This window comes from Embleya sp. NPDC059213 (assembly GCF_042754445.1).
Lineage (GTDB): Bacteria > Actinomycetota > Actinomycetes > Streptomycetales > Streptomycetaceae > Embleya.
Window position 1 is genome coordinate 24,391 of record NZ_JBHZAV010000022.1, and the last position, 19,417, is coordinate 43,807.

At 71.7% G+C, this 19,417-nt stretch carries 17 protein-coding genes and 1 pseudogene; 9 read left to right on the top strand and 9 right to left on the bottom strand.

The window, feature by feature from the left end; translation table 11 throughout:
* Positions 1-200: 200 nt before the first annotated feature.
* Positions 201-2,510, bottom strand: a complete 2,310-nt coding sequence (locus ACFXMF_RS11635) for a germacradienol/geosmin synthase (protein WP_379991756.1) — start codon at positions 2,508-2,510, stop codon at positions 201-203.
* Positions 2,511-2,689: 179 nt separating this feature from the next.
* Between ACFXMF_RS11635 and ACFXMF_RS11640 the strand changes: the two genes are divergently transcribed.
* Positions 2,690-3,115, top strand: coding sequence for a RidA family protein (locus ACFXMF_RS11640; RefSeq protein WP_360315546.1), 426 nt, complete (start codon positions 2,690-2,692; stop codon positions 3,113-3,115).
* A gap of 118 nt (positions 3,116-3,233) precedes the next feature.
* A complete protein-coding gene (locus tag ACFXMF_RS11645) occupies positions 3,234-3,605 on the top strand; it encodes a hypothetical protein (protein WP_379991754.1) in 372 nt (123 codons plus the stop codon).
* 67 nt (positions 3,606-3,672) lie between these two features.
* Here ACFXMF_RS11645 and ACFXMF_RS11650 read toward each other — a convergent pair whose 3' ends face one another.
* Together ACFXMF_RS11650 and ACFXMF_RS11655 are read right to left on the bottom strand one after the other, a co-directional pair.
* Positions 3,673-5,010, bottom strand: coding sequence for a VWA domain-containing protein (locus tag ACFXMF_RS11650; RefSeq protein WP_379989365.1), 1,338 nt, complete (start codon positions 5,008-5,010; stop codon positions 3,673-3,675).
* A gap of 163 nt (positions 5,011-5,173) precedes the next feature.
* Positions 5,174-6,532 (bottom strand): glutamate-1-semialdehyde 2,1-aminomutase, encoded by a 1,359-nt coding sequence (locus tag ACFXMF_RS11655; RefSeq protein WP_360315552.1) that lies wholly within the window; start codon positions 6,530-6,532, stop codon positions 5,174-5,176.
* Positions 6,533-6,618: 86 nt separating this feature from the next.
* On the opposite strand from ACFXMF_RS11655, the gene ACFXMF_RS11660 reads away from it, so the two are divergent.
* Positions 6,619-7,362 carry an SDR family oxidoreductase gene (locus ACFXMF_RS11660; RefSeq protein WP_360315554.1) on the top strand — a complete coding sequence of 248 codons (744 nt, stop codon included), beginning with the start codon at positions 6,619-6,621 and terminating at the stop codon, positions 7,360-7,362.
* Positions 7,363-7,494: 132 nt separating this feature from the next.
* Here ACFXMF_RS11660 and ACFXMF_RS11665 read toward each other — a convergent pair.
* The 3 genes and pseudogenes from ACFXMF_RS11665 to ACFXMF_RS11675 all read right to left on the bottom strand — a co-directional run.
* Positions 7,495-8,076, bottom strand: a pseudogene (locus ACFXMF_RS11665) (DUF6309 family protein); the annotation flags it as partial.
* A complete protein-coding gene (locus tag ACFXMF_RS11670) occupies positions 8,028-8,795 on the bottom strand; it encodes a phytanoyl-CoA dioxygenase family protein (protein ID WP_360315556.1) in 768 nt (255 codons plus the stop codon). The pseudogene ACFXMF_RS11665 and the gene ACFXMF_RS11670, both read right to left, overlap by 49 nt.
* Before the next feature lie 283 nt (positions 8,796-9,078).
* The gene (locus tag ACFXMF_RS11675) at positions 9,079-9,501 is read right to left on the bottom strand and encodes a YjbQ family protein (RefSeq protein WP_379989362.1); all 423 of its coding nucleotides are present in this window, start codon (positions 9,499-9,501) and stop codon (positions 9,079-9,081) included.
* A gap of 175 nt (positions 9,502-9,676) precedes the next feature.
* Between ACFXMF_RS11675 and ACFXMF_RS11680 the strand changes: the two genes are divergently transcribed.
* From ACFXMF_RS11680 to ACFXMF_RS11690, 3 genes are all read left to right on the top strand, one after another.
* Positions 9,677-10,045 carry a helix-turn-helix domain-containing protein gene (locus tag ACFXMF_RS11680; RefSeq protein WP_360315560.1) on the top strand — a complete coding sequence of 123 codons (369 nt, stop codon included), beginning with the start codon at positions 9,677-9,679 and terminating at the stop codon, positions 10,043-10,045.
* Between the two features lie 187 nt (positions 10,046-10,232).
* The gene (aroB, locus tag ACFXMF_RS11685) at positions 10,233-11,423 is read left to right on the top strand and encodes a 3-dehydroquinate synthase (RefSeq protein ID WP_379989361.1); all 1,191 of its coding nucleotides are present in this window, start codon (positions 10,233-10,235) and stop codon (positions 11,421-11,423) included.
* Positions 11,416-12,309, top strand: a complete 894-nt coding sequence (locus tag ACFXMF_RS11690; RefSeq protein WP_360315564.1) for a carbohydrate kinase family protein — start codon at positions 11,416-11,418, stop codon at positions 12,307-12,309. The genes aroB and ACFXMF_RS11690 overlap by 8 nt, the downstream gene beginning before the upstream one ends.
* Here ACFXMF_RS11690 and ACFXMF_RS11695 read toward each other — a convergent pair.
* From ACFXMF_RS11695 to ACFXMF_RS11705, 3 genes are read right to left on the bottom strand one after another with little or no spacing between them, the layout of a single operon-like run.
* Complete coding sequence (locus tag ACFXMF_RS11695; RefSeq protein ID WP_360315566.1) at positions 12,275-13,435, bottom strand: sugar phosphate nucleotidyltransferase; 1,161 nt, start codon at positions 13,433-13,435, stop codon at positions 12,275-12,277. The genes ACFXMF_RS11690 and ACFXMF_RS11695 overlap by 35 nt on opposite strands.
* Positions 13,432-14,511, bottom strand: coding sequence for a sugar phosphate isomerase/epimerase family protein (locus ACFXMF_RS11700; protein WP_379989360.1), 1,080 nt, complete (start codon positions 14,509-14,511; stop codon positions 13,432-13,434). Before ACFXMF_RS11700 ends, ACFXMF_RS11695 begins: the two co-directional genes overlap by 4 nt.
* A 35-nt stretch (positions 14,512-14,546) precedes the next feature.
* Positions 14,547-15,476, bottom strand: a complete 930-nt coding sequence (locus tag ACFXMF_RS11705; protein ID WP_360315570.1) for a BadF/BadG/BcrA/BcrD ATPase family protein — start codon at positions 15,474-15,476, stop codon at positions 14,547-14,549.
* A 133-nt stretch (positions 15,477-15,609) separates the two neighbouring features.
* On the opposite strand from ACFXMF_RS11705, the gene ACFXMF_RS11710 reads away from it, so the two are divergent.
* From ACFXMF_RS11710 to ACFXMF_RS11720, 3 genes are read left to right on the top strand one after another with little or no spacing between them, the layout of a single operon-like run.
* Positions 15,610-16,956: an MFS transporter gene (locus ACFXMF_RS11710; protein WP_379989359.1), complete on the top strand. Its 1,347-nt coding sequence runs from the start codon at positions 15,610-15,612 to the stop codon at positions 16,954-16,956.
* On the top strand, positions 16,953-17,960 hold the full coding sequence (locus tag ACFXMF_RS11715) for an SDR family oxidoreductase (RefSeq protein ID WP_379989358.1): 1,008 nt from the start codon (positions 16,953-16,955) through the stop codon (positions 17,958-17,960). Before ACFXMF_RS11710 ends, ACFXMF_RS11715 begins: the two co-directional genes overlap by 4 nt.
* The gene (locus tag ACFXMF_RS11720; RefSeq protein ID WP_360315576.1) at positions 17,960-19,396 is read left to right on the top strand and encodes a trehalose-6-phosphate synthase; all 1,437 of its coding nucleotides are present in this window, start codon (positions 17,960-17,962) and stop codon (positions 19,394-19,396) included. Before ACFXMF_RS11715 ends, ACFXMF_RS11720 begins: the two co-directional genes overlap by 1 nt.
* The last annotated feature ends 21 nt before the right edge of the window (positions 19,397-19,417 follow it).

Consider the following 19,417-nt stretch of genomic DNA (forward strand, 5'->3'; position numbering starts at 1 on the left):
GAACAACCGACCCGCCCAGGCACCCCCCCAGCCCACGCAGGCACCCCAGCCCAGGCACCCCCAGCCATCCAGGCACCCCCTCAGCCCGTCCGGCGCTTGAGGACAACCCACCCGGACCGACTCCCGCCCGCCCAGGCACCCCCCAGCCCGTCCGGCGTTTGAGGACAAGGCGGGCCGCAGGCCGGCCCACCCGCCCACCCTCACCGCACCGCAACCCCCGCCCGCACCCCCGACAACCGCGCAGCCGACGTCCCCAGCCCACGAGGCCCATAACCCACCCGAGGCACCGTCGCCGCCCCGCCGCCACCCCGCGCCACAGGCACCGCGCGCGAGCCGACCCCATCCCCGGCCACCTGCCAAGGAAACGGCACCAGCGGCTTCGGGTCCGCGTAACGCAGGCAGTCCTGATGCCACTTCAGGATCGCCGCGTTCCAATCACCCAGCGCCACCGCGTACCCGTCCAGCGCCGCCCTGGCCATCCCGTCCAGCGCCAGGTCCTCGTACATCGCCGGAAGTTCCACCGCGACCACCCGCTCGAACTCACGCATCCTGGAGGTCATCAGGTCGTTCACGATCACCAGCGCGCGAGCGAAGTCGCAACCGAAGAAGCTCTGCACCACCAGCAACAGGTTGTGCAACTCCCCCTCGACCTCGATCTCCTTGCGGTAGGAGAACACGTCGTTGATCATCCAGCCGAAGTCGGCGGCCGAGTTCTCCATCGCCCGCACCGCACGCGAGCGGTACGCCTCGTCCGGCACCACGTCACCGTGCGAGAGCCGGGACAGGCTCTTGGTCAGGTCGGAGCCGAACGTACGGCGACGCATCTCGATGTAGTCGACCGGGTCCGGAACCCGATTGAGCGCCATGTTGGCCAACTCCCACAGCCAACTGTCCATCATCTCCTCGATGGTGCGCCGGAACCTGCGGCGCGACCGCGGCGACATCGGCCCGGCGGTACGGGCCCACAGGTCCACCAGCCCGCGCTCGATCGCGTCCGTCGGCACCGGCGTCGGCTCGCCGTCGACCGGCATCAGCGCCTTGAGTCGCTCGGTGTACACCTTGGCGCCGGCCTGGTCGAGCGAGCGGCCGAACACGATCGGGTAGTAGTCGTCGCCGTAGGTGCCCCAGGTCAACCACCCGGAGGCGAGGTCGAGTTGTTCCAGGCTCACGTCCGGCGCGATGCCCGCCGCGCACAGCGGCAGGTCGAATCCGCGCAGTGCCTCCTCGTCCCAGAGGCCCTCGCCGGTGATGCCGACCCGTGCGGCCCACTCGACGATGTTCTCCCGCGAGGCGTCCAGGTGTCGATTCAGTCGCGGCGCGAACGGCAGGTGGAAGTCCGGGATGTCGTACGGCTCGACCGGCTGGAACGGCACGCGCGTGTAGGCGCGCAGCCCGTTGTGCGACCCGGCCACCAGTCCCGGCAGGATCCGCGCCGCCGAATTGCCCAGGCCCTGCGGTCCGGCCAACACCCCGGTCACCGTCGGCACGTGGGACCCATCCGTCGAACCCGCTTCCGCACCGGCCCCGTTCATGTACCGGCTGGAGCGCATGTGCCACTCGTGCCCGCCGGACTGCCAGTCCTGGAGGCCCTTGACGTAGGCCATCACGTCCAGGCAGGACTGCGGGTCCAGGCCGTGTTCGAGGAACAGCGGCGGCAGTTCGGTGAACGTGGTGTGCTCGAACTGGTGCAGGCGCGAGGTGAGCAGCTCGTTGACCGCGTCGGCCGCCTCCTGCGTGGTGCAGCCGAGGAACTTCTCGAACACCAGGATCGCGTTCGCGTTCTCGCCCTCGTTCTCCACCTCGCGCTGGTACGAGAACAGGTCGTTGCGCAGGTGTACACCGTCGGCGAAGGTGTCCCTGAGCACCCGCATCGGCCGCGAGGCCGCGATCACCGCGGGCACCTCGGCGTTCGCCACGTATTCCACCAGGTTGGCCGACCACGGCGCGCCGCCCACCTTGCGGCGCATCTCGATGTACTCGACGGGGTTGGCGATCCGGCCCTCGTTGATGTTGGCCAGTTCCCACATCGATTCCTCGAGCAGCGCCTGGGTGCTCTCGGCGAACCGCTCCCGCCACTCCCGCGACATGCTCGGCACGGTCCGCGCCCACAGGTCGGCCAGGCCCTCCTCGACCTGGTTGGTCGGCTCGGGGATCTCGGCGGTGGAGTCCACCGGCATGAAGGCGCGCAGGCGTTCCAGGTAGCCCTTGGCACCGGCCAGGTCGCGGGTGCGCTTGAAGATGTCCAAGAAGTGGTCGTCGAAGAAGAACACCCAGACGTACCAGTCGGTGACCAGGTCCAGTTGCGCCCCCGTGCAGTCCGGATGGGTATAGGCGCACAACAGCGCGTAATCGTGCGAATCGAAATCGTGCTCGTCCCAGATCTCCGAGCCCTCGATCATCCGCATCCGGCGGGCCCAGGTCTTGGAATGCTCGCGCGCGCCCTCCAGATGAGGGTTCAGCCGCGCGGGGTACGGCACGTAGAAATGCGGGAGTTCGAAGGGTTGTGGCATCCGTGCGCTCCTTTCGCCAGGGCACACGGTAGGTCGCGCGAACCCGCCGGAGCGCACGACGGATCGGTTCTCGCTCGATCTGGTGAAACGCACCGTCGCAGGCTTAACGATCTTGTTCGGCGGCCATGCGGACGAAAAACCGCGACAGGCGGGCCGGCCCACGGGCGAGGATGGGCGTCATGACGACATCGAATCGCCTGACCCACATCCCGGCACCCGAGGGCGTGCGACCGGGCACCGGCTACACCAACGTGGTCACCGGCACCGGTCGGCTCGTCGCGGTCTCCGGGCAGATCGCTCTCGACGAGGACGGCAACCTGGTCGGCAAGGACGACCCGGGCACCCAGGCCCGACAGGTGTTCGAGAACCTGCGACGCTGCCTGGCGGCGGCGGGCGCGACCTTCGACGACGTGATCAAGTTGACCTACTTCCTCACCGACGTCGGGCACCTGCCGGCGGTGCGTTCGGCGCGCGACGAGTTCATCGACCCGACCCGGCTGCCCGCCGCTTCGGCGGTCCAGGTGGTCGCCCTGTTCCGGCCCGATCTGCTGCTGGAGGTCGAGGCGTTCGCCCTGGTCGACGACCCGACCGCACCCGGCGCATAGGGCGCCGGCCGCGGTCCGCGCCGGCGGCCCCGAAGCACCGCCGAGCGATGCCGGCTTCATGCCCGGGCAGGTCGGCCCGCCGCGCGGGCCCCCGACGGTCTCCGAAGGGTGGCGGCAAGTGCTCGTGCAGGTACGCGTGGTCGGCGACGAGGGTTGCGAAGTCGCTTCGCTACAGCGCTGGTTGGCGATGGATCCGGAGGTCCGGGGCGGCATCGCGACCAGCTACGCCGAGGACGGCACGGTCGGCGCGATGGGAACCACGCTCGATGTGGTCGACATCGTGCTGAGCAACGGCATCGGCCTGGGCGGCCTGATGGTGGCGATCGCCGGCCGGCGCCGCACCGGGGCACCGATGGCCGGCCCGGGCGGGCCCGACATCGTGATCCGCCGCGGCGAGGTCGAGGTGGTGCTGCCCGGCGCGACGGAGGCGGACCTCGCTCGGGCCGTGCGCGCGCTGGAGGAGCCCGAGCCCGGCACACCCGGGACCTGATGGCCCGTCAAAAAAGCCCGACGGTCGGCCGCTTCGGCCGACCGTCGGGCGTGTTTCGTACTCGTTCCTACACCAACGCGTCCACCGGGTTCGCCGTCAGGACGCCCGCCGCGACCGCCTCGTTCAGCCATTCCGGGAACTCCAGGAGCAGTTGGTCGTACAGCTCCCCGTCCGCGAGCAGCCTCGGGTCGTGTCCGGCGTGGAAGAAGCCCGCGTTGTCGACCACGCGCTGTTCCGGCACGGTGAGTTCGTCCAGCTTGCGCAGGAAGTCGAAGCCCTTGGCCTCGGGGTCGCCGAAACCGATGAACTGCCAGAAGATCGGCAGCCCGGCCGCCTCGCACAGCGCCTTCGCGGCGGCGGGACGGCTGGTCGGGGCACCGTCGGTCTGGAAGATCACCAGCGCCGGGCCGGTGCTGCCGGACGCGCGGTAGTGCTCGACCACCTTGGCGATCGCCCAGTGGTAGTTGGTCCGACCCATGTGCCCGTAGGAGCCGTGCAGTTCCTCGATCCGACCGACGTGGTTGTCGGGATCGAGGTCGGCGACGCCGTCGATGTCGGTGGAGAAGAACACCAGCGGTACGACCGCCTCGCCGAGCTGCGCGGACAGCGCGAGCGTCTGGTCGGCGAGGTGTTGCACGGTTCCGTCCTTGTAGTAGGAGCGCATCGAACCGGAGCGGTCCAGGACGAGGTAGACGGCGACATCGCGGCCGGTGAGCCCGCACTTGGCCACGGCCGCCGCGGCGGCCTCGCCTCGGGCACCGAAGCCGGGCACGGCCTCTTCGGCTCGGGCGGACGGCACCACGGCGATGCCGGTCGGTGCCGGCGCGGCCTCGGCGACCACGAACGGCTCGACCTCGACCTCGACCTCGGCCGGGATCTCGGTCGCCGGCTCCGGCTCGGACACCTCGGCGTCCGGTTCGACGACCGTCGTCACCTCGGCCTGTTCGACCTCGACGGGTGTCGCGATCGACTGGGCCGGTACGGGAATCGACGCCGGCCCAAAGGCGTCGAACTCCGCCCGGGACACCGGGATGACGATCGACTCCGGGACGGTCACCGGGTCCGGGACGACCACCGGCTCGGGGGTGACGACCGGCTCGGAAATGACGACCGGCTCCACAACGGCAACCGGCTCCGGGACGGCCTCCTGCGCCGCGGGGCCGACCGGCTCCGGCGCGATCACCGGCTCCGGGCGCACCTGCGGTTCGACGCGGCCGCTCGTCGGCTCGACGCGCGGCTTCGACTCCGCTTCGGCGACCGGCTCGGGCGCGACGACCGGGGACACGGTCGGTGCGGCGTCGAGGTCGGTCGGCGCGGCGGCCACGTCCGTCGTCTCGGGTGTCTCCGCCGCCTCGCGGGACGCCCGCGAACGAAGTACGTTGCGCAGCAGACTCCTCAAACCCATCGGCGAATCCTTACCTGTGTGGGGGACGCCGTCCCGATGATCAGGACGGTTACGTAAGGCTAGTCATGGCCCCGGCCGACCTGTGGGCGACCCGCGCGTACGACACCCCGACCGACCCCCGAACAGCCGAAGGCGGCCCACCCGTACGCCGAGCGGCGACCCCTCACACCCCCGCGAGCAGTACGAACGCCGCGTCCACCGCCGCGCACGCGGCCGCGACGTCGTCGTCGGTGAGCGCCGCCGACACGAACCAGCACGCCGAGCCGACCGCGTTGACGTGTACTCCGCGCTCCAACAGGGCGTGTCGGAACAGCGCGTAGCGCGCGTCGTCGCTCGCCGCCAGGTCCCGGTAGTTGCGCGGCGCGATGCCGTCGGCCGAGAAGACCACCTGGAACATCGCCCCGACACCCTGCACCACACACGGAATCGCGTGGTCCCTGGCGGCCCGCCGGATCGCCTCCATCACCCGGTTCCCGGCCGTGTCGATGTGGGCGACCACCGCCGGATCGGCGAGTTCGCCCAGCGTCACCAGGGCCCCGGCCGCACACAGCGGCGAACCGTTGTACGTTCCACCGTGTTTGATCCGGTTCGCACCGACCTCGTCCATGATGTCCCGGCGCCCGGCGAACGCCGCGATCGGCAACCCGCCGCCCAGCGCCTTGGCGTACACGGCGAGATCCGGGAGCACCCCGAACAGCCCCTGGGCGCCGCCGGGTCCGGTGCGAAAGCCGGTGCACACCTCGTCGAAGATCAACACGATCCCGCGTCGGGTGCACTCCTCGCGCAGCGTCTCCAGGTAGCCGGGCAGCGGCATCGTGCACGCGTTGTTGGCCACGATCGGCTCGCAGATCACCGCGGCCAGTTCGCCGCGATGCGCGTCCAGGATCTCGCGCAACACCTCGGCGTCGTTCCACGGGCAGATCACCACGTCGGCGACCACGCCGGCCGGCACCCCCGGCGAATGCGGGTGCGCGTGCGGCCGGGTGTACGGTCCGGCCTCGGCCGCGGTGGGCCGGTTGGAGACGGCGAGCGAGTCCGCCCATCCGTGGTAGTGGCCCTCGAACTTGAGCACCTTGTCCCGCCCGGTGAAGCCGCGCGCGGCCCGGACCGCGCCCTGGATCGCCTCCGACCCGGAGTTGGCGAACCGGACCAGGTCGGCGCACGGGATCATCGACCGCATGATTTCCGCCAGTTCGATCTCCGGGACGGTACCCGCGCCGAACATGGTGCCGCTCGCCAGGACTTCGGCCACCGCCGCACCGATGGACGGATTCGCGTGCCCGATGACCGCGCAACCGTACGAAATCAGGTAGTCGACATACTCGTTCCCGTCCACATCCCAAATGTGCGCGCCCTTGCCGCGCGCGATATAGAGCGGATAGGGAAAGGGACCGGTGCTCGTCGTGCGTGCGGAGGAAGCCGTTCCGCCCGCCAGTGAGCGTCGGGCCCGATCGAAAAGCATCCGACTGGTTTCGGTCGACTCGGCCGAGATCACGGAATACGCCACCTTCGCTCTTGACACCCGCCATGGACACTACGCAGGGTTTCTCTCCGTACCGTCGCGGTGAAAGCGAACGGGCCGGTCGTACCGATTCCGGGGGGTCACCCATGATCGAGAAGGTCGCCGTCGTCACCGGCGCGGGCAGCGGTGTGGGCCGCGCGTGCGCACTCGCCCTGATCGAGCAGGGCTGGTCGGTCGGCCTGGCCGGTCGGCGCAAGGTCGCCCTGGAGGAGACCGCCGGCCTCGCCCGGGATCCGCGCCGCGCCCTGGCGGTGCCCACCGACATCACCGACCCCGACGCGGTCGACCGACTGTTCGCGACCGTCGTGGAGCACTTCGGCCGACTCGACCTGCTCTTCAACAACGCCGCCGACACGATGGCCTACCTGCCCACCGAGGACGTCGAACTCGACGACTGGCGAAGGGTGCTCGACTCGATCGCCACCGGCAGCTTCCTGTGCGCGCGGGCCGCGTTCCGGATCATGAAGGAGCAACATCCGCGCGGCGGCCGGATCATCAACAACGGCGCCCCCTCGGCCCACGTCCCGCGCCCGGATTCGATCGCCTTCACCGCCGCCAAGCACGCCGTCACCGGGCTGACCAGGTCGCTGGCCCTGGACGGCCGGCCGCACGACATCGCCTGCGGGCAGATCGACATCGGCAACGTCACGCCGATCGACCGGCCGCAGCCGGCCGTCCGGCAGGCGGATGGTTCGCTGCGGGTCGAGCCCACCATGGACGTCGGACACGTCGCGGACATGGTGCTCGTGATGGCCGGGTTGCCGGTCGGGGTGAACGTGCAGTCGGTGACCGTCATCCCCAGCGCGATGCCCTACGTCGGCCGAGGCTGACCCGAGCCCGGCGGCCCCGCCGAATCGGGGCGCGGAGCCGCCTCCGCGCCCCGCCGTGACCCCGAACTCGCCGCCGGCTCCGGCCAGATACGCCTCGACCCGGGTCCCGCCGGCCAGTCGGCCGTGCAGTTCCCAGGCGATCATCCGATGCAGCCCGTCCAGGTGCACGATCCCCTCGCGCACCGCCAGCCCCGCGTAGTCCACCGTCTCGACCGCGCGGGTGCACAGGTACAACGGCGTCATCGGCGCGTCCCGTTGCCAGGCCAGCTTGTCCGCGCAGACCGGATTGCTGTGCGCGTAACGCCCGCGGGTCGAGCGCAGCCGACGCACCGCCGCGGCCAGGGTCAGTCCGCGCGGCGGCACCAGTTCGAACGTGCCGCCCTCGCCCAGGTGCCATGGCAGGACGACGCCGAGCAGCGTGGCCCGGTCCAGTTCCACCCGCAGCCATCCGCCGGGCAACGCGTCGGCCAGGCGCAGCAGTTCCTCGCCCTCGGCGTTGCTGTTCCCCGCGTGGCCGCCCTCGACCGGGTGGTCGTGCCGGAATCGGTCGAAGACGACGTCGAAGCACACGGTTTCGAGAACCTTCAAGAATCGGATCCATTCGGGTGGCGGGCCGACGGGCGGCCGAACAACAAAGCGAACGGGCGCGGTTCGCCGGTCCGCGCTCAGGCCGGGTAGCGCGTGAAGTGGCGTTCCGCGAAGAGTTCGGGCCACCGTCCGCGATCGAGGTCCAGCTCCCGGGCCCGACCGAGCACGTGTCGCCAGTACGGCTTCACCGGCGGCCATCGGGTGCCGCACTGCCCGTACGAGCCGTCCACCATGTAGCGCGACCTGCCCCCGCTCGCCGGGCCCGGACGCCGGGCGTGGAACAGGGCCGAGTGCACCAGCACCGTGGAGCCGGGCGGCAGCCGGTCGATCAGCACCTCGCCGGGCAGTGCGGCGGTGCCCAGGTGCGCCCTCGCGTCCTTGTCCGCGACCTCGCGGTGCGAGCCCGGGAGCACCGCCAACCCGCCGACGGAGGCGTCCAGTCCACCGAGGTAGTGCAGCGCGTGGATCATCGTGAACGCCCGATCGCGCTGTGGGGTCTGTTCGTAGTCGTGGTGCCACGCCTTGCCGTCCGCGCCCGCCGGACGCCGGTCGCTGTGCAGGTGGTGGAACACGAAGTCGGCGCCCATCAACGCCCCGACCAGGGTCAACAGGGGCGGGTAGGCGGCCAGTTCGCCATGCGCGGCGAGTTCGATCTCGACCGACGGCGGCGGTCCCGACCGGCCGGTGTCCACGCAGGCGGCGATCGACCGCTCGCGCAGTCCCGAGTCCACCCAGTGGTCCACCTCGACTTCGAGCCGGGATACCAGTCCGCCGGGCAGGAAACCCGGCAGGAGCAGGTATCCGCACTCGGCGAATCCGTCGATCCGGCTTGCGTCGACCGCCATCGTCGGCATTTTCGGCATATGGAATTTCCCCCGTGTCGGTGGCGCTCGGCAGCCGGCCCACCGGCAAAAGCGGAATACTGCCTCGCATTTCCCGGATGGAAAGTACATGGCCGACAGGAAAACAGAACGTGATCGAGCCGATACAAGAAATATCCATTGCCACGGAGATCCATGCACACATTCGACAGATTGGCCGGATCGTTTCCCCGGCGGGCCGGACCGATCGTGCCTTCGGCCCGATGGCCGAGAACGGCGCGGGGCCGGCCGAGCGGCCCGGGCCGGCTCAGCCCAGGAAGGTCAGCCGCACCGTGCGATCGGGGTTGTCCCGATTGGTGTCCACCATCGTGATCGACTGCCAGGTGCCCAGCGCCGGTTGGCCGCCGATCACCGGCAGCGTCGCGTGCGGCGGGACCAGCGCCGGCAACACGTGGTCGCGCCCGTGCCCGGGACTGCCGTGCCGATGCCGCCACCGCTCGTCGGCCGGCAACAGGTCCGCCAGCACCGCGAGCAGGTCCTCGTCACTGCCCGCCCCGATTTCCAACACCGCCACTCCCGCGGTGGCGTGCGGCACGAACACGTTGAGCAACCCGTCCCGCCCGCCGGCCACCTCCCGCAGGAACCCGGCGCAGATACCGGTCAGGTCGTACACCCGTTCCCGCCGCCCGGTGGCGACCTCGAAAATCCGCGACACGACGCTCTCACTCATGCCGTCATGCTCGCGCAACGCCGGTCCGGTTCCGGGTCCCCGACACGGTCGTGTCGGGGATTGCTTTGCTTTCGGCCGAATGCGTACGGACAATATGGAGCAGTACCTACCTGTCGGTAAGGATGGCTCGGGATCGACGGGGATCGGCAGGGATCGCCCGGAACGGGAGACGCGCATGGCTCGGCGTTACCAGTGCGGCCTGGATGCCGCGATGGATGTCATCGGCGGCAAGTGGAAGGCGCTGATTCTGTGGGCGCTGCATGTCGAGGAGCGCCGCTTCGGCGAGTTGCGTCGGGCGGTGCCCGGGATCAGCGAGAAGATGCTGATCCAGCAGTTGCGCGAGATGGAGGCCCGGGGAATCGTGCACCGCGAGGTGTTTCGCGAGGTCCCGCCCAAGGTGGTCTACTCGCTGACCGCGCTGGGGCAGTCGCTGAACGAGGCGCTGTTGCCGCTGGGCGTGTGGGGACACGACCACGTCGAACAGATCGTGGCGACCGCGCCCGCGCCGGCCGGCGCGCCGGACCCGGCGGTGCCCGCCGCGTAGGTCGTTTCCGGGCGAAGTTTTCGGCATCGGCGAATGCCGGGAATAGCGCCGAGTGGTCTGCTATAACCGCGCGGGCGCACTCTCGGTGAGTCGTTGTTGACTTTTCGTAGCGCCCGCCGTAATTATTTCGGCAGCGAATATCCGGATTGTCTACGACGTCATCGTTGAGCCGCCGGGGTGTGAATATATGACCGAATACGTCCGAGTGTCCGAACAGTTGGCGCTGCCACGCGGTCCGGTCGATCCGATCATGGCCTCCGCCCGGCGGCTCGACACGTACCCCGTACACGTATGCCTGGACGAGGCCACCGCGCTCGCCCGATTGTGCGCCGAGATCGACGGTCGACGGGTCGCGCTGATCACCGACGACACCGTCTACGCGCTGCACGCGCGCCGGCTCACCGAACGACTGACCGCGACCGGACTGGACGTGGTGCACACGTCGTTCCCGGCCGGCGAGGCAAGCAAGAGCCTGCACACCGCGAGCACCCTGCTGGACTGGCTGGCCGGCACCTCGCTCGCCCGCCGCGACATCCTGCTCGCGGTCGGCGGCGGCGTGGTGATGGACACGGTCGGCTGGGTGGCCAGCGCGTACATGCGCGGCATCCCGTACATCAACGTGCCCACCACGCTGCTGGCCCACGTGGACGCCGCGCTCGGCGGCAAGGTGGCCATCGACCATCCGTCCGCGAAGAACCTGATCGGCGCGTTCTACCAACCCAGGGCCGTGGTTTCCAACGTCGGGTATCTGAGCACCCAGGACCGCCGGGGGTTACGCGCCGGGCTCGCCGAGGCGATCAAGACCGGGATCATCGCCTCGCCGGAGTTGTTCGAGCTGATCGAGCGCCGGCATCCGGCCATCCTGGCCGCCGAGCCGGCCCCCACCGCCGCCCTGGTACACGCCTCCAGTGTGCTCAAGTGCCGGTTGATCGCCCGCGATCCCTACGAGCGCGACCTGCGCCGGCCGCTGAATTTCGGGCACACCGTCGGTCACGCGGTGGAGACCGCGACCGGCTACGGCCCGATCCTGCACGGCGAGGCGGTCGCGTTCGGGATGGCCTGTGCGGCCCGGATCGCCGAACGACGCGGGCTGCTCGACCCGGCCCTGCGGGCGCGGGTGACCGGGCTGCTGGACCGGGTGCACCTGCCCACCACGCTGGCCGCGCTGCCCGCCCGCCTCGACCCGGCGACCACCGTCGAGGCACTCGGCCAGATCCGCAAGATCCGGGACGGCCGGTTGCGGTTCGTGTTGCCCACCGCGCTCGGCGAGACGGTGATCACCGACGACGTGAGCGACGAGGAGATCCACGCCGCGCTGGTGGTCTCCCCCGCCGCCGAGGTCTCGTTCGCCCGCACCCACGGAGGCACCGATGACTGAGCTGGACGTGTTCGTGATCGGCGGGGTCGGCCTGGACATCATCGTTCGGGTTCCCGAACTTCCCTTGCCGATACGAGACTTCAAGGTGCCGCCGATCCGCCGATACGTCGCGCACACGGGCAACGGAGTGGCCCTGGGCTGTCGGGCGCTGGGCCTGCGCACCCACTTCGCGGCCGTGCTCGGCGCCGACCCGGAGGCGGACTTCGTACTCGCCCACTACGCCGAACAGGGCCTGTCGTTCGCGCACGTCTCGCACCCCGCCGGCACGCCGCTCAGCGTCAACCTGGTCGGCCCGGACGGCGAACGGCTCTCGCTGCACGACAGCCGGTTGCCTGCGGACCTGGTCGTCGATCCGGAGCTGTACCGGCCCGCGATCGCCCGCACCCGGCACGCGCACGTGTCGATCGGCGGCTGGTCCAGGCCCGCGCTGGCCGAGGCGATCGAAGCCGGCGTGTCCACCTCGACCGACCTGCACGGCTGGGACGGGCACGATCCCGCCCGGGCGGACTTCGCCTACGGCGCCGGCCTGGTCTTCACCTCCACGAACCGGCTCGGCGACCGGGTCGAGGAGGCCGCTCGGGACGTGCTCGCCCGAGGCCGGGCCGAGGTCGTGGTCGCGATGGCGGGCGGTCGGGGCAGCTACCTGGTGCTGCCCGACCAACCGATGCGGCACGTGCCGGCGCTGGCCATGCGGGCCGACGAGGTGGTGGACACCAACGGCGCCGGGGACAGCTATGTTTCGGGCTTCCTGTACGCCTACCTGGCCGGCCGCGACTGGGCGGCCTGCGCCGCCGCGGGCACCCACGCGGGCGCGCACGCGGTGCGGACCGCGGGCACGCACACGTCGTTCATCACGGCGAAGGAGTTGGACCGTGCGCTCTCCTGACCGGGTCGGGAGCGAGCTCGCCCCCGGGCGGCGGTTCGGGCGACGGGTCGGTGGGCGCGGCCGACGCGAGCACGCCGGCCGGCGTGACGACGGCATCCCGGACGGTGCTTCCCGCACGGACCGCGGCCCCCGGCAACAGCACCGAGCGCAGTACGGTCGCACCCGGTTCGATCCGGCACCCGGGGTGCACGACACTGCCCTCGACCCGCGCCCCCGGCGGGATCTCGGTGCCCAGCAGACTCCCGGCCTCGTACCGCGGGTAGCCGTCCGGCAGGTCCGCCAGCGTGCGCGGGAGTTCCTCGGCCGCGATCGGGTGCGGGAGGGCCGGCAGCCGCAGTTGCTCGGTGCGGTAGCGCTCGACCGTGCCGATGTCGGCCCAGTAGTCGCGCACCGGATACGCCGTCACGCGGCGGCCCCGAGCGATCATCGCGGGCAACACGTCGCGGCTGATGTCGTGTTGCCAGCCGTCCTCGCCCAGCGCGGCCAGGTCGGCCAACACCTCGCGCAGCGCGTCGATCCGGAACACGCAGAACGCGGTGAAGACCAGGTCCGAGGTCGGCCGTGCGGGCTTTTCCACCAGGGCCCGGACCCGCAGGTCTGGATCGGTCTCGACCATCCCGAACAGGTGCACGTAGCGACGCTCGATCCGCTGGACGCCGATCGTGCAGTCCGCGTTCGCGGCCCGATGCGCGGCCACCAGCGGGGCGTAGTCGAACACGTAGACGTGGTCCGCGTGTTGCACCAGCAGGTCGGTCGCCCCCGGAGCGAACAGGTGGCGCGCGTTGGCGAGCAGCGCGTCCGCGGTGCCGCGTTCGGCCGGGCGGGCGGGCAGGATCGCGCCGGGGCCGCTGCGGGCCAGGGCGTCGTGCGGGCCGAAGTGCAGCCGGGTGCCCGGGTATCGGTCCCAGTGCGTGACCAGGTGTCGGACCAGGTCGGATTCCCGGTGCTGGGAGAGCAGGACCAGTTCGGGCAGGCCGGAGCGGATCGCGTTGGCCACGCTGAAGTCCACCAGTCGACACGAGGCGGCGTACGGCACCAGGGGTTTGCACACGTCGGCGGTGAGCGGGCCCATCCGCTCGCCCAGGCCGCCCGCGAGCAGGGCGCCGCGTACTCCGTCGAGCGTCACCAGGTCCGCCCCGGCGCCTGCCCTGCGGGTACCAGGGTGCGCAGCAGCGCGAGGGACGTGGCGATGCCCTGCTCCGTGGGCAGTAAGGCGTCCTCGTGTTCCACGTAGATCACTCCCCGGTAGTCGTCGTCGAGCAGCGCGGCCACGATGGCCGGCCACGGCAGGTCACCGGCGCCGAGCGCGCGGAAGCGGATCGCCGGGCCGGGTCCATAGCGCGACCAGCCCGCGCCGCGCGGCGATTCGGCACCGGACCAGCGCTGCAGGTCCTTCGCGTGTACGGCCGCCAGTCGCCCGCCCCAGCCGCGCACGGCCGCCACCGGGTCGTGGCCGGTCGCGGCGAGGTTGGCCGGATCCAGGCACAGCCGCACGCCGCTCACCGCCGAGAGCAGTGCCCTGGTACTCGCCGGGTCGTAGGCGACCTGCTTCGGGTGCGGTTCGAACACGACGCGCACCCCCAGCGCGTCCGCGAGTTCCAGGATCGGCCGGGCGGCGAGTGCCCACGCGTCCACGTTGTCCTGCCAACTCACCGCGCTGCCGGACCAGGACAACCAGCGCGTCAGGTCCGGCACCCCCAGCATCAGCCGGGCCAGCGGCGCACCCAGGCCGGCGGCCAGCCGTACCGTGTCGAGCGCGGCACGCGACCCGTGCGCCCGCTTGGCGTCGGCCGTCCCGGCGAACACCGGGTCGGTGTGCGGCCCGTGCGGTCCCAGCACCAACTGGGTGTCCCGGCTGTTGCTCACACAGCCCACCTCGACCCCGGCCGCCGCGCACTGTGCGCGGATCTCGCGATGCAGCCCCGGATCGGTGAGCCGCCCGGGCTCCACCAGCGCGAAGTGGCCGTCCGCGGGCAGATCCACCACGCCCACCTGCGCGTCCCGGGCCACCCGCAACGCCTCGCCCAGCCCGACGGGCGCCAGGGCGGCCAGGCACAACCCGAGCCGGATCGGCGCGCCGGCCGCGTGCCCCTTCGCGTCGCCGGCGGCGAACTCCGTTTCGGGGTACCCGGGTTGCCCGCGCTGTTGTTGTCGCTGTCGCGGGAGGTCGCGGGCGGCCCGTTCGTCCGGTTTCCCGGTCATCGGCGATCCCCTTCGCTCGACTGCGCCCCGGCACCTCAGAGGTTGCGGATATGTGCCCAACTCTTGGGCGGCGAACCATCGTTCGCAAGCAACGCGGCATATATCGCGGCGACCGGATCGACGATCACGGTCGGCGGTTCGGCCGCGCCGAGTTCGGTCACGATCCGCCGGCTCAGCTCGGCGGCGTACGGCGGACAGCCGCGGAACACACCGCCGTTGAGCACGGCCCGCCACGTCCCGGTCAGCCCGGCCGCGTCCCGGGCCGCGCGCACACCCGTGATCAGCTCGTCCACACCGGCGCGCACCACCTCGCCCGCCACCGCGTCGCCCGCCTGCCAGGCCGCGCACACCTCGGGTGCGAGTGCGGCCACCGCGGCCTTGGGAAACGGCTCGGCGGCCAGCCGACGGGCGAGTTCGCGCGGCTCGGCCGCGGCGAACAACGTGGTCGGCCGCCCGCGCCCGTCCGCCCCGCGCACGGCCGCCCGCAGGCCCGCCTCACCGAGCGCGTACGCGCTGCCCTGGTCGCTGCCCAGATACTCGCAGCCGCCGATCACGACGGGGGGTCCCGCGTCCGGCCCGGCACTCGCCACGCAGGCCGAGCCGGTGCCGGCCACCACCACGACGCCGCGCCCGGACAGCGGCGGTGCGAGCAGCAGCGGCGGCACGTCGCCGGAGACCACGAGCCGACCCGGCAGGCCCTGCTCGCGCGCGAGCACCGCCAGTCGGTCGATCGCCGCCGGCGCGGTGTCCATGGTGATCGCCGAGCTCGCGAACCAGCCGACCGCCGTACCGCTCAGGTCCGCGGCGATCTCGGCCAACAGCCGCACCAGCGTCTCCTCGGCGGCGGCGCCGGCCGAGGCGGGGTTCACCGACCCTCGGGTGTGCCGGATCGTGTCGAGCACCAGCGCCGTGGTGCGCGTGCCGCCGGCGTCGATCGCCCAGTATCCGCCGGCCCGGTGTCCCACAGTCGAAAGCCTCCGCAGTCCGTCGAAAAGCAATGTTCCGGGCCACGCTACCGGTGCACGTTGCCGGCCGAGGGTGCCGGCGAGGCAGTACGGTGGACGACACTCTCGGTCACCCCTCATGGACGGAGCGTCGATGCGGCACGGCGGCGGTGCACTCGGGCTGGTCGCTCCCGCGACGAGTTGGGGGCTGTTCTGGGGCGGTTGGGCCGCACTGATTCCCACCATCAAGGACGAACTCTCCCTGGACGACCGGCAATTGGGTCTGGCGCTGTTCGCGGTCCCGGTCGCGGCGGTGCCCGCGATGTTGCTCACCGGGCCGCTCGCCCGGCGACTCGGGCCGCGCACCCTGCCGCTGGTGACCGCCGCCTTCGCGGGCGGCATCCTGGCCGTCGCGGCGGCCGGGTCCCGGTGGACGTTCGCCGCCGCACTGTTGCTGATCGGCGCGGCCAGCGGCGCGATCGAGGTGGCGCTGAACGCCACCACGGCCGCCCGCGAGGCGCTCACCGGCGAGCGGCTGTTCAACAAGGTCCAGGCGGCCACCCCGCTGGCGATGGTGCTCGCCGCCCCGGCGGTCGGCCTGGCCCTGCATCTGGGTGCGTCCGCGCGGGCGATCCTGGTGACGATCGCGGTGCTGGTCGCACTCAGCGCGATCCCGGCGATCGACCGGCGGCGATGGCAGGAGCAGGAGGACCCCGAGCCGGCCGCGCACACCGACCGCGCGCACGGCCGACTCCTGGTCGGCCTGCTCGTGGTCGGCGCGGTCGGCGGCACCGTGTTGCTGATGGAGAACACCGTCGAGCAGTGGGGCGCGATCCACCTGGCGGACGGCCTCGGCGCGGGTTCCTTCCTGGCCGCGTGCGGCCCGGCCGCCTACATGGCGGGTCTGTCCGCCGGTCGCCTGCTCGCCCAGTGGCGCGGCGAACGGGTCGGCGACCAGGCGCTGGTGCTGGTGGGCGGTGTGCTGGGCGGCCTGGGGCTGGCCCTCGCGGCGGCGGCCTGGTCCACCGCGAGCACGCTCGCCGGGTTCGCCCTCGCCGGCGTGGGACTTGCCCCGGTCGTCCCGACGCTGCTCGCGGCGACCGGGCGCGCGGTCGCCCCCGAGCGGCGCGCGCAGGCGATCTCGCTGGTCACCACGGTGTCCTACGCGGGCTTCCTGGGCGCTCCCCCGCTGGTCGGCACCTTGGCCGGGCAACTCGGCCTGGGCACCGTCCTGGGCCTCGTCGCGCTGTGCGGAGCGGTGGTGGTGGCGGCGGGCAGTCGGTCGCTGCGCCTGTTGCCGGCCGAGGAGACGGGTGATCCGGCGCCGAAGGGGGGTACGGATCCGTCGACGGACCCGCCGGGCCGGGCCGATCGCGCGGCCGACCACGCCGGCGCGGGCGAACGAGGTTCGGCGAGCGCATCGGACGAACCACCCGGGTCGAGCGGGTCGCACCGACCCGGCCGGCCGAACCGGCCGCACCCGAAGGGGGTTTCCCGATGATCCGGGTCCTGGTGTTCGGCTCGGGATACATAGCCGGCCACGTCGGCACCCGATTGGCCCGCCTCGGCCACGGTGTCGTGCTCGGCTCGCGGCGCCGCCCGCGTACCCCGGAGACCAGGGGTCTGCGTTGGCTCCCGGTGGACGTCGCCGATCCGCGCCAGGTGCGTACCGTCGTCGACGCGGTCCGCCCGGACGCGGTGGTGGCCGCACACGGACCCTCGGACATCACCTGGTGCGAGGCCGATCCGGCCGGCGCGGCGGCCGTGCACGCGGCGGGCGCCCGACACGTGGTCGCCGCGCTCGCCGGCCGGACCGCGCGCACCGTACTGATCTCCACGGACAACGTGTTCGCCGGACGCGCGGACAGTTGCGGCGAATCCGACCCGACCACACCGGCCAACGCCTACGGCCGCGCGAAGCTGGCCGCCGAGACCGCCTACCTCGCCGGCGGCGACGCGCTCGTGTTACGGGTCAGCCTGGTGTACGGATGGGACCGGGCCGGATTGCGACCGAACTTCTTCACCACGTGTGCCGAACGCCTGGCCGTGGGCGAACCGGTCGCGGTGCCGGACGCGCACTGGAATACGCCGGTGTTGATCGACGACGTCGCCGCCTGGACCACCGCGCTGCTCGACTCGCCGCACACCGGCGTGGTGCACCTGGGTGGCCCGCGTCGGCTCTCCCGGCTCCGGTGGGCCCGGCACATCGCGACCACCTACGGCGTGGACCCCGCGCTGGTGACCGCCGTACCGCAGGGGGACACCGCGTACGCGTGCCGCCCGCGCAACGCGTGTCTGCACAGCGAGCGCGCCGCGCATCTGCCCGAACTGCGCGGTCTGGCCCCGGTGGACGTCTTCGCCGCGGACGCCGCGCTGATCGCCGGGCCGACGGGACCGCAACCACCCGCGCCGCACGGGAGCCCGACCGCCCTCGACGCCCCGGCCGCCTTCGACACCCCAGCCGCCTTCGACGCTTCAGCCGTCTTCGGAAGGGACCAGCCCTGATGGACCGTCATCTGTTCCTGGCCAGCAAGCGCGCCGCAGTCAGTTTCGCCCCGGATCCGGAGAGCGGCACGCTGCGACCATGGCTCGCCCCCGGTGGTACCGGCAACGTGGTCGCCGAGCAGGCGGGCGTACTCGACGTCACCTGGATCGCCAGCGCGGACACCGACGACGATCATCGGGCGGCCCGGGAGAATCCCGAGGGCCTGGATCTGCGGCTGCGTTCGGGCCGGGACATCCGGGTCCGTCTGCTGCGGCACGATCGGGACACCTTCGAGGTGGTGCAGAACTTCCTCACCGCCCAGCTCATGTGGGCCGCGAACAACTACGGCTGGGATCGGTGGAAGACGCCGACCTTCGGTACCGAGACGTATGCCGGCCTGGAGCGGTTCGCCGAGTTCACCGAGGACTTCGCCGGTGCGTTGCTGGCCGACTCGGCAGACGTCGCGGACCCCACCTACCTGGTGCACGACTATCAACTCGTCGGTGTCCCGGCCCGATTGCGCGCGGTGCGGACGAACGCGCCGATCCTGCTGTTCGTGCACATCCCGTGGCCGTCGCCGGACTATTGGCGGATCCTGCCCAAGGCGATGCGGGTCGGCATCCTGGAGGGCATGTTGCCCGCGACCACCATCGGCTTCTTCGCGGAGCGCTGGTGCCGAAACTTCCTGGACTGCGTGGCGGATCTGATCCCCGACGCACAGGTGGACCGCAACGCGGGCCTGGTGCACTGGCGCGGCCGGCGCACCGGCGTACGCACGATGCCGCTCGGTTACAGCCCCCTCGCCCTGGAGGCGGATCGGCCACGTCTCCCGGAGGGGATCGCGGAGTGGGCGGGCGACGCACCACTGGTCGTGCACAGCGGCCGGACCGACCCGATGAAGAACGCCGAACGCGCGGTCCGGGCCTTCGTGTCGGCGCATCGCCTGGAGCCGGCGGTGCGCTCGTCCAGGTTGCTGATCCGGATGAATCCCAATCGGCTCTACGTCGAGGCGAACGCCGAGTACCTGCGCCGGGTGGAGTACACGATCGCCGAGGCGAACGCCGAACTGGGCCCGGACACCGTGCGGTTGCACTGCGACAACGAAGTCGAGCACACCATCGGCTGCTTCCGCCGGGCCGACGTGCTGATCTTCAACTCGACGGTGGACGGCCAGAATCTGAGCACCTTCGAGGCGCCGCTGGTCAACGAGCGGGACGCCGAGGTGATCCTGTCCGAGATGTGCGGCGCGGCCGAGATCCTGGCCCCGGTCTGCCGCACGGTCAACCCGTTCGACCTGGTCGAGCAGGCCGAGGCGTTGATCGCCGCCTTGACCGCGACCCCCGCCGAGCGCAAGGCGGCGGCCGAGCGGCGACGCCGGGTCGCCGAGCCATGGACCCTGGAGGCCTGGGTGCGCACCCAGTTGGCCTGGCTGGACGCGGACCACCACGATGCCTGAGCCGACACCCCGATCGACACC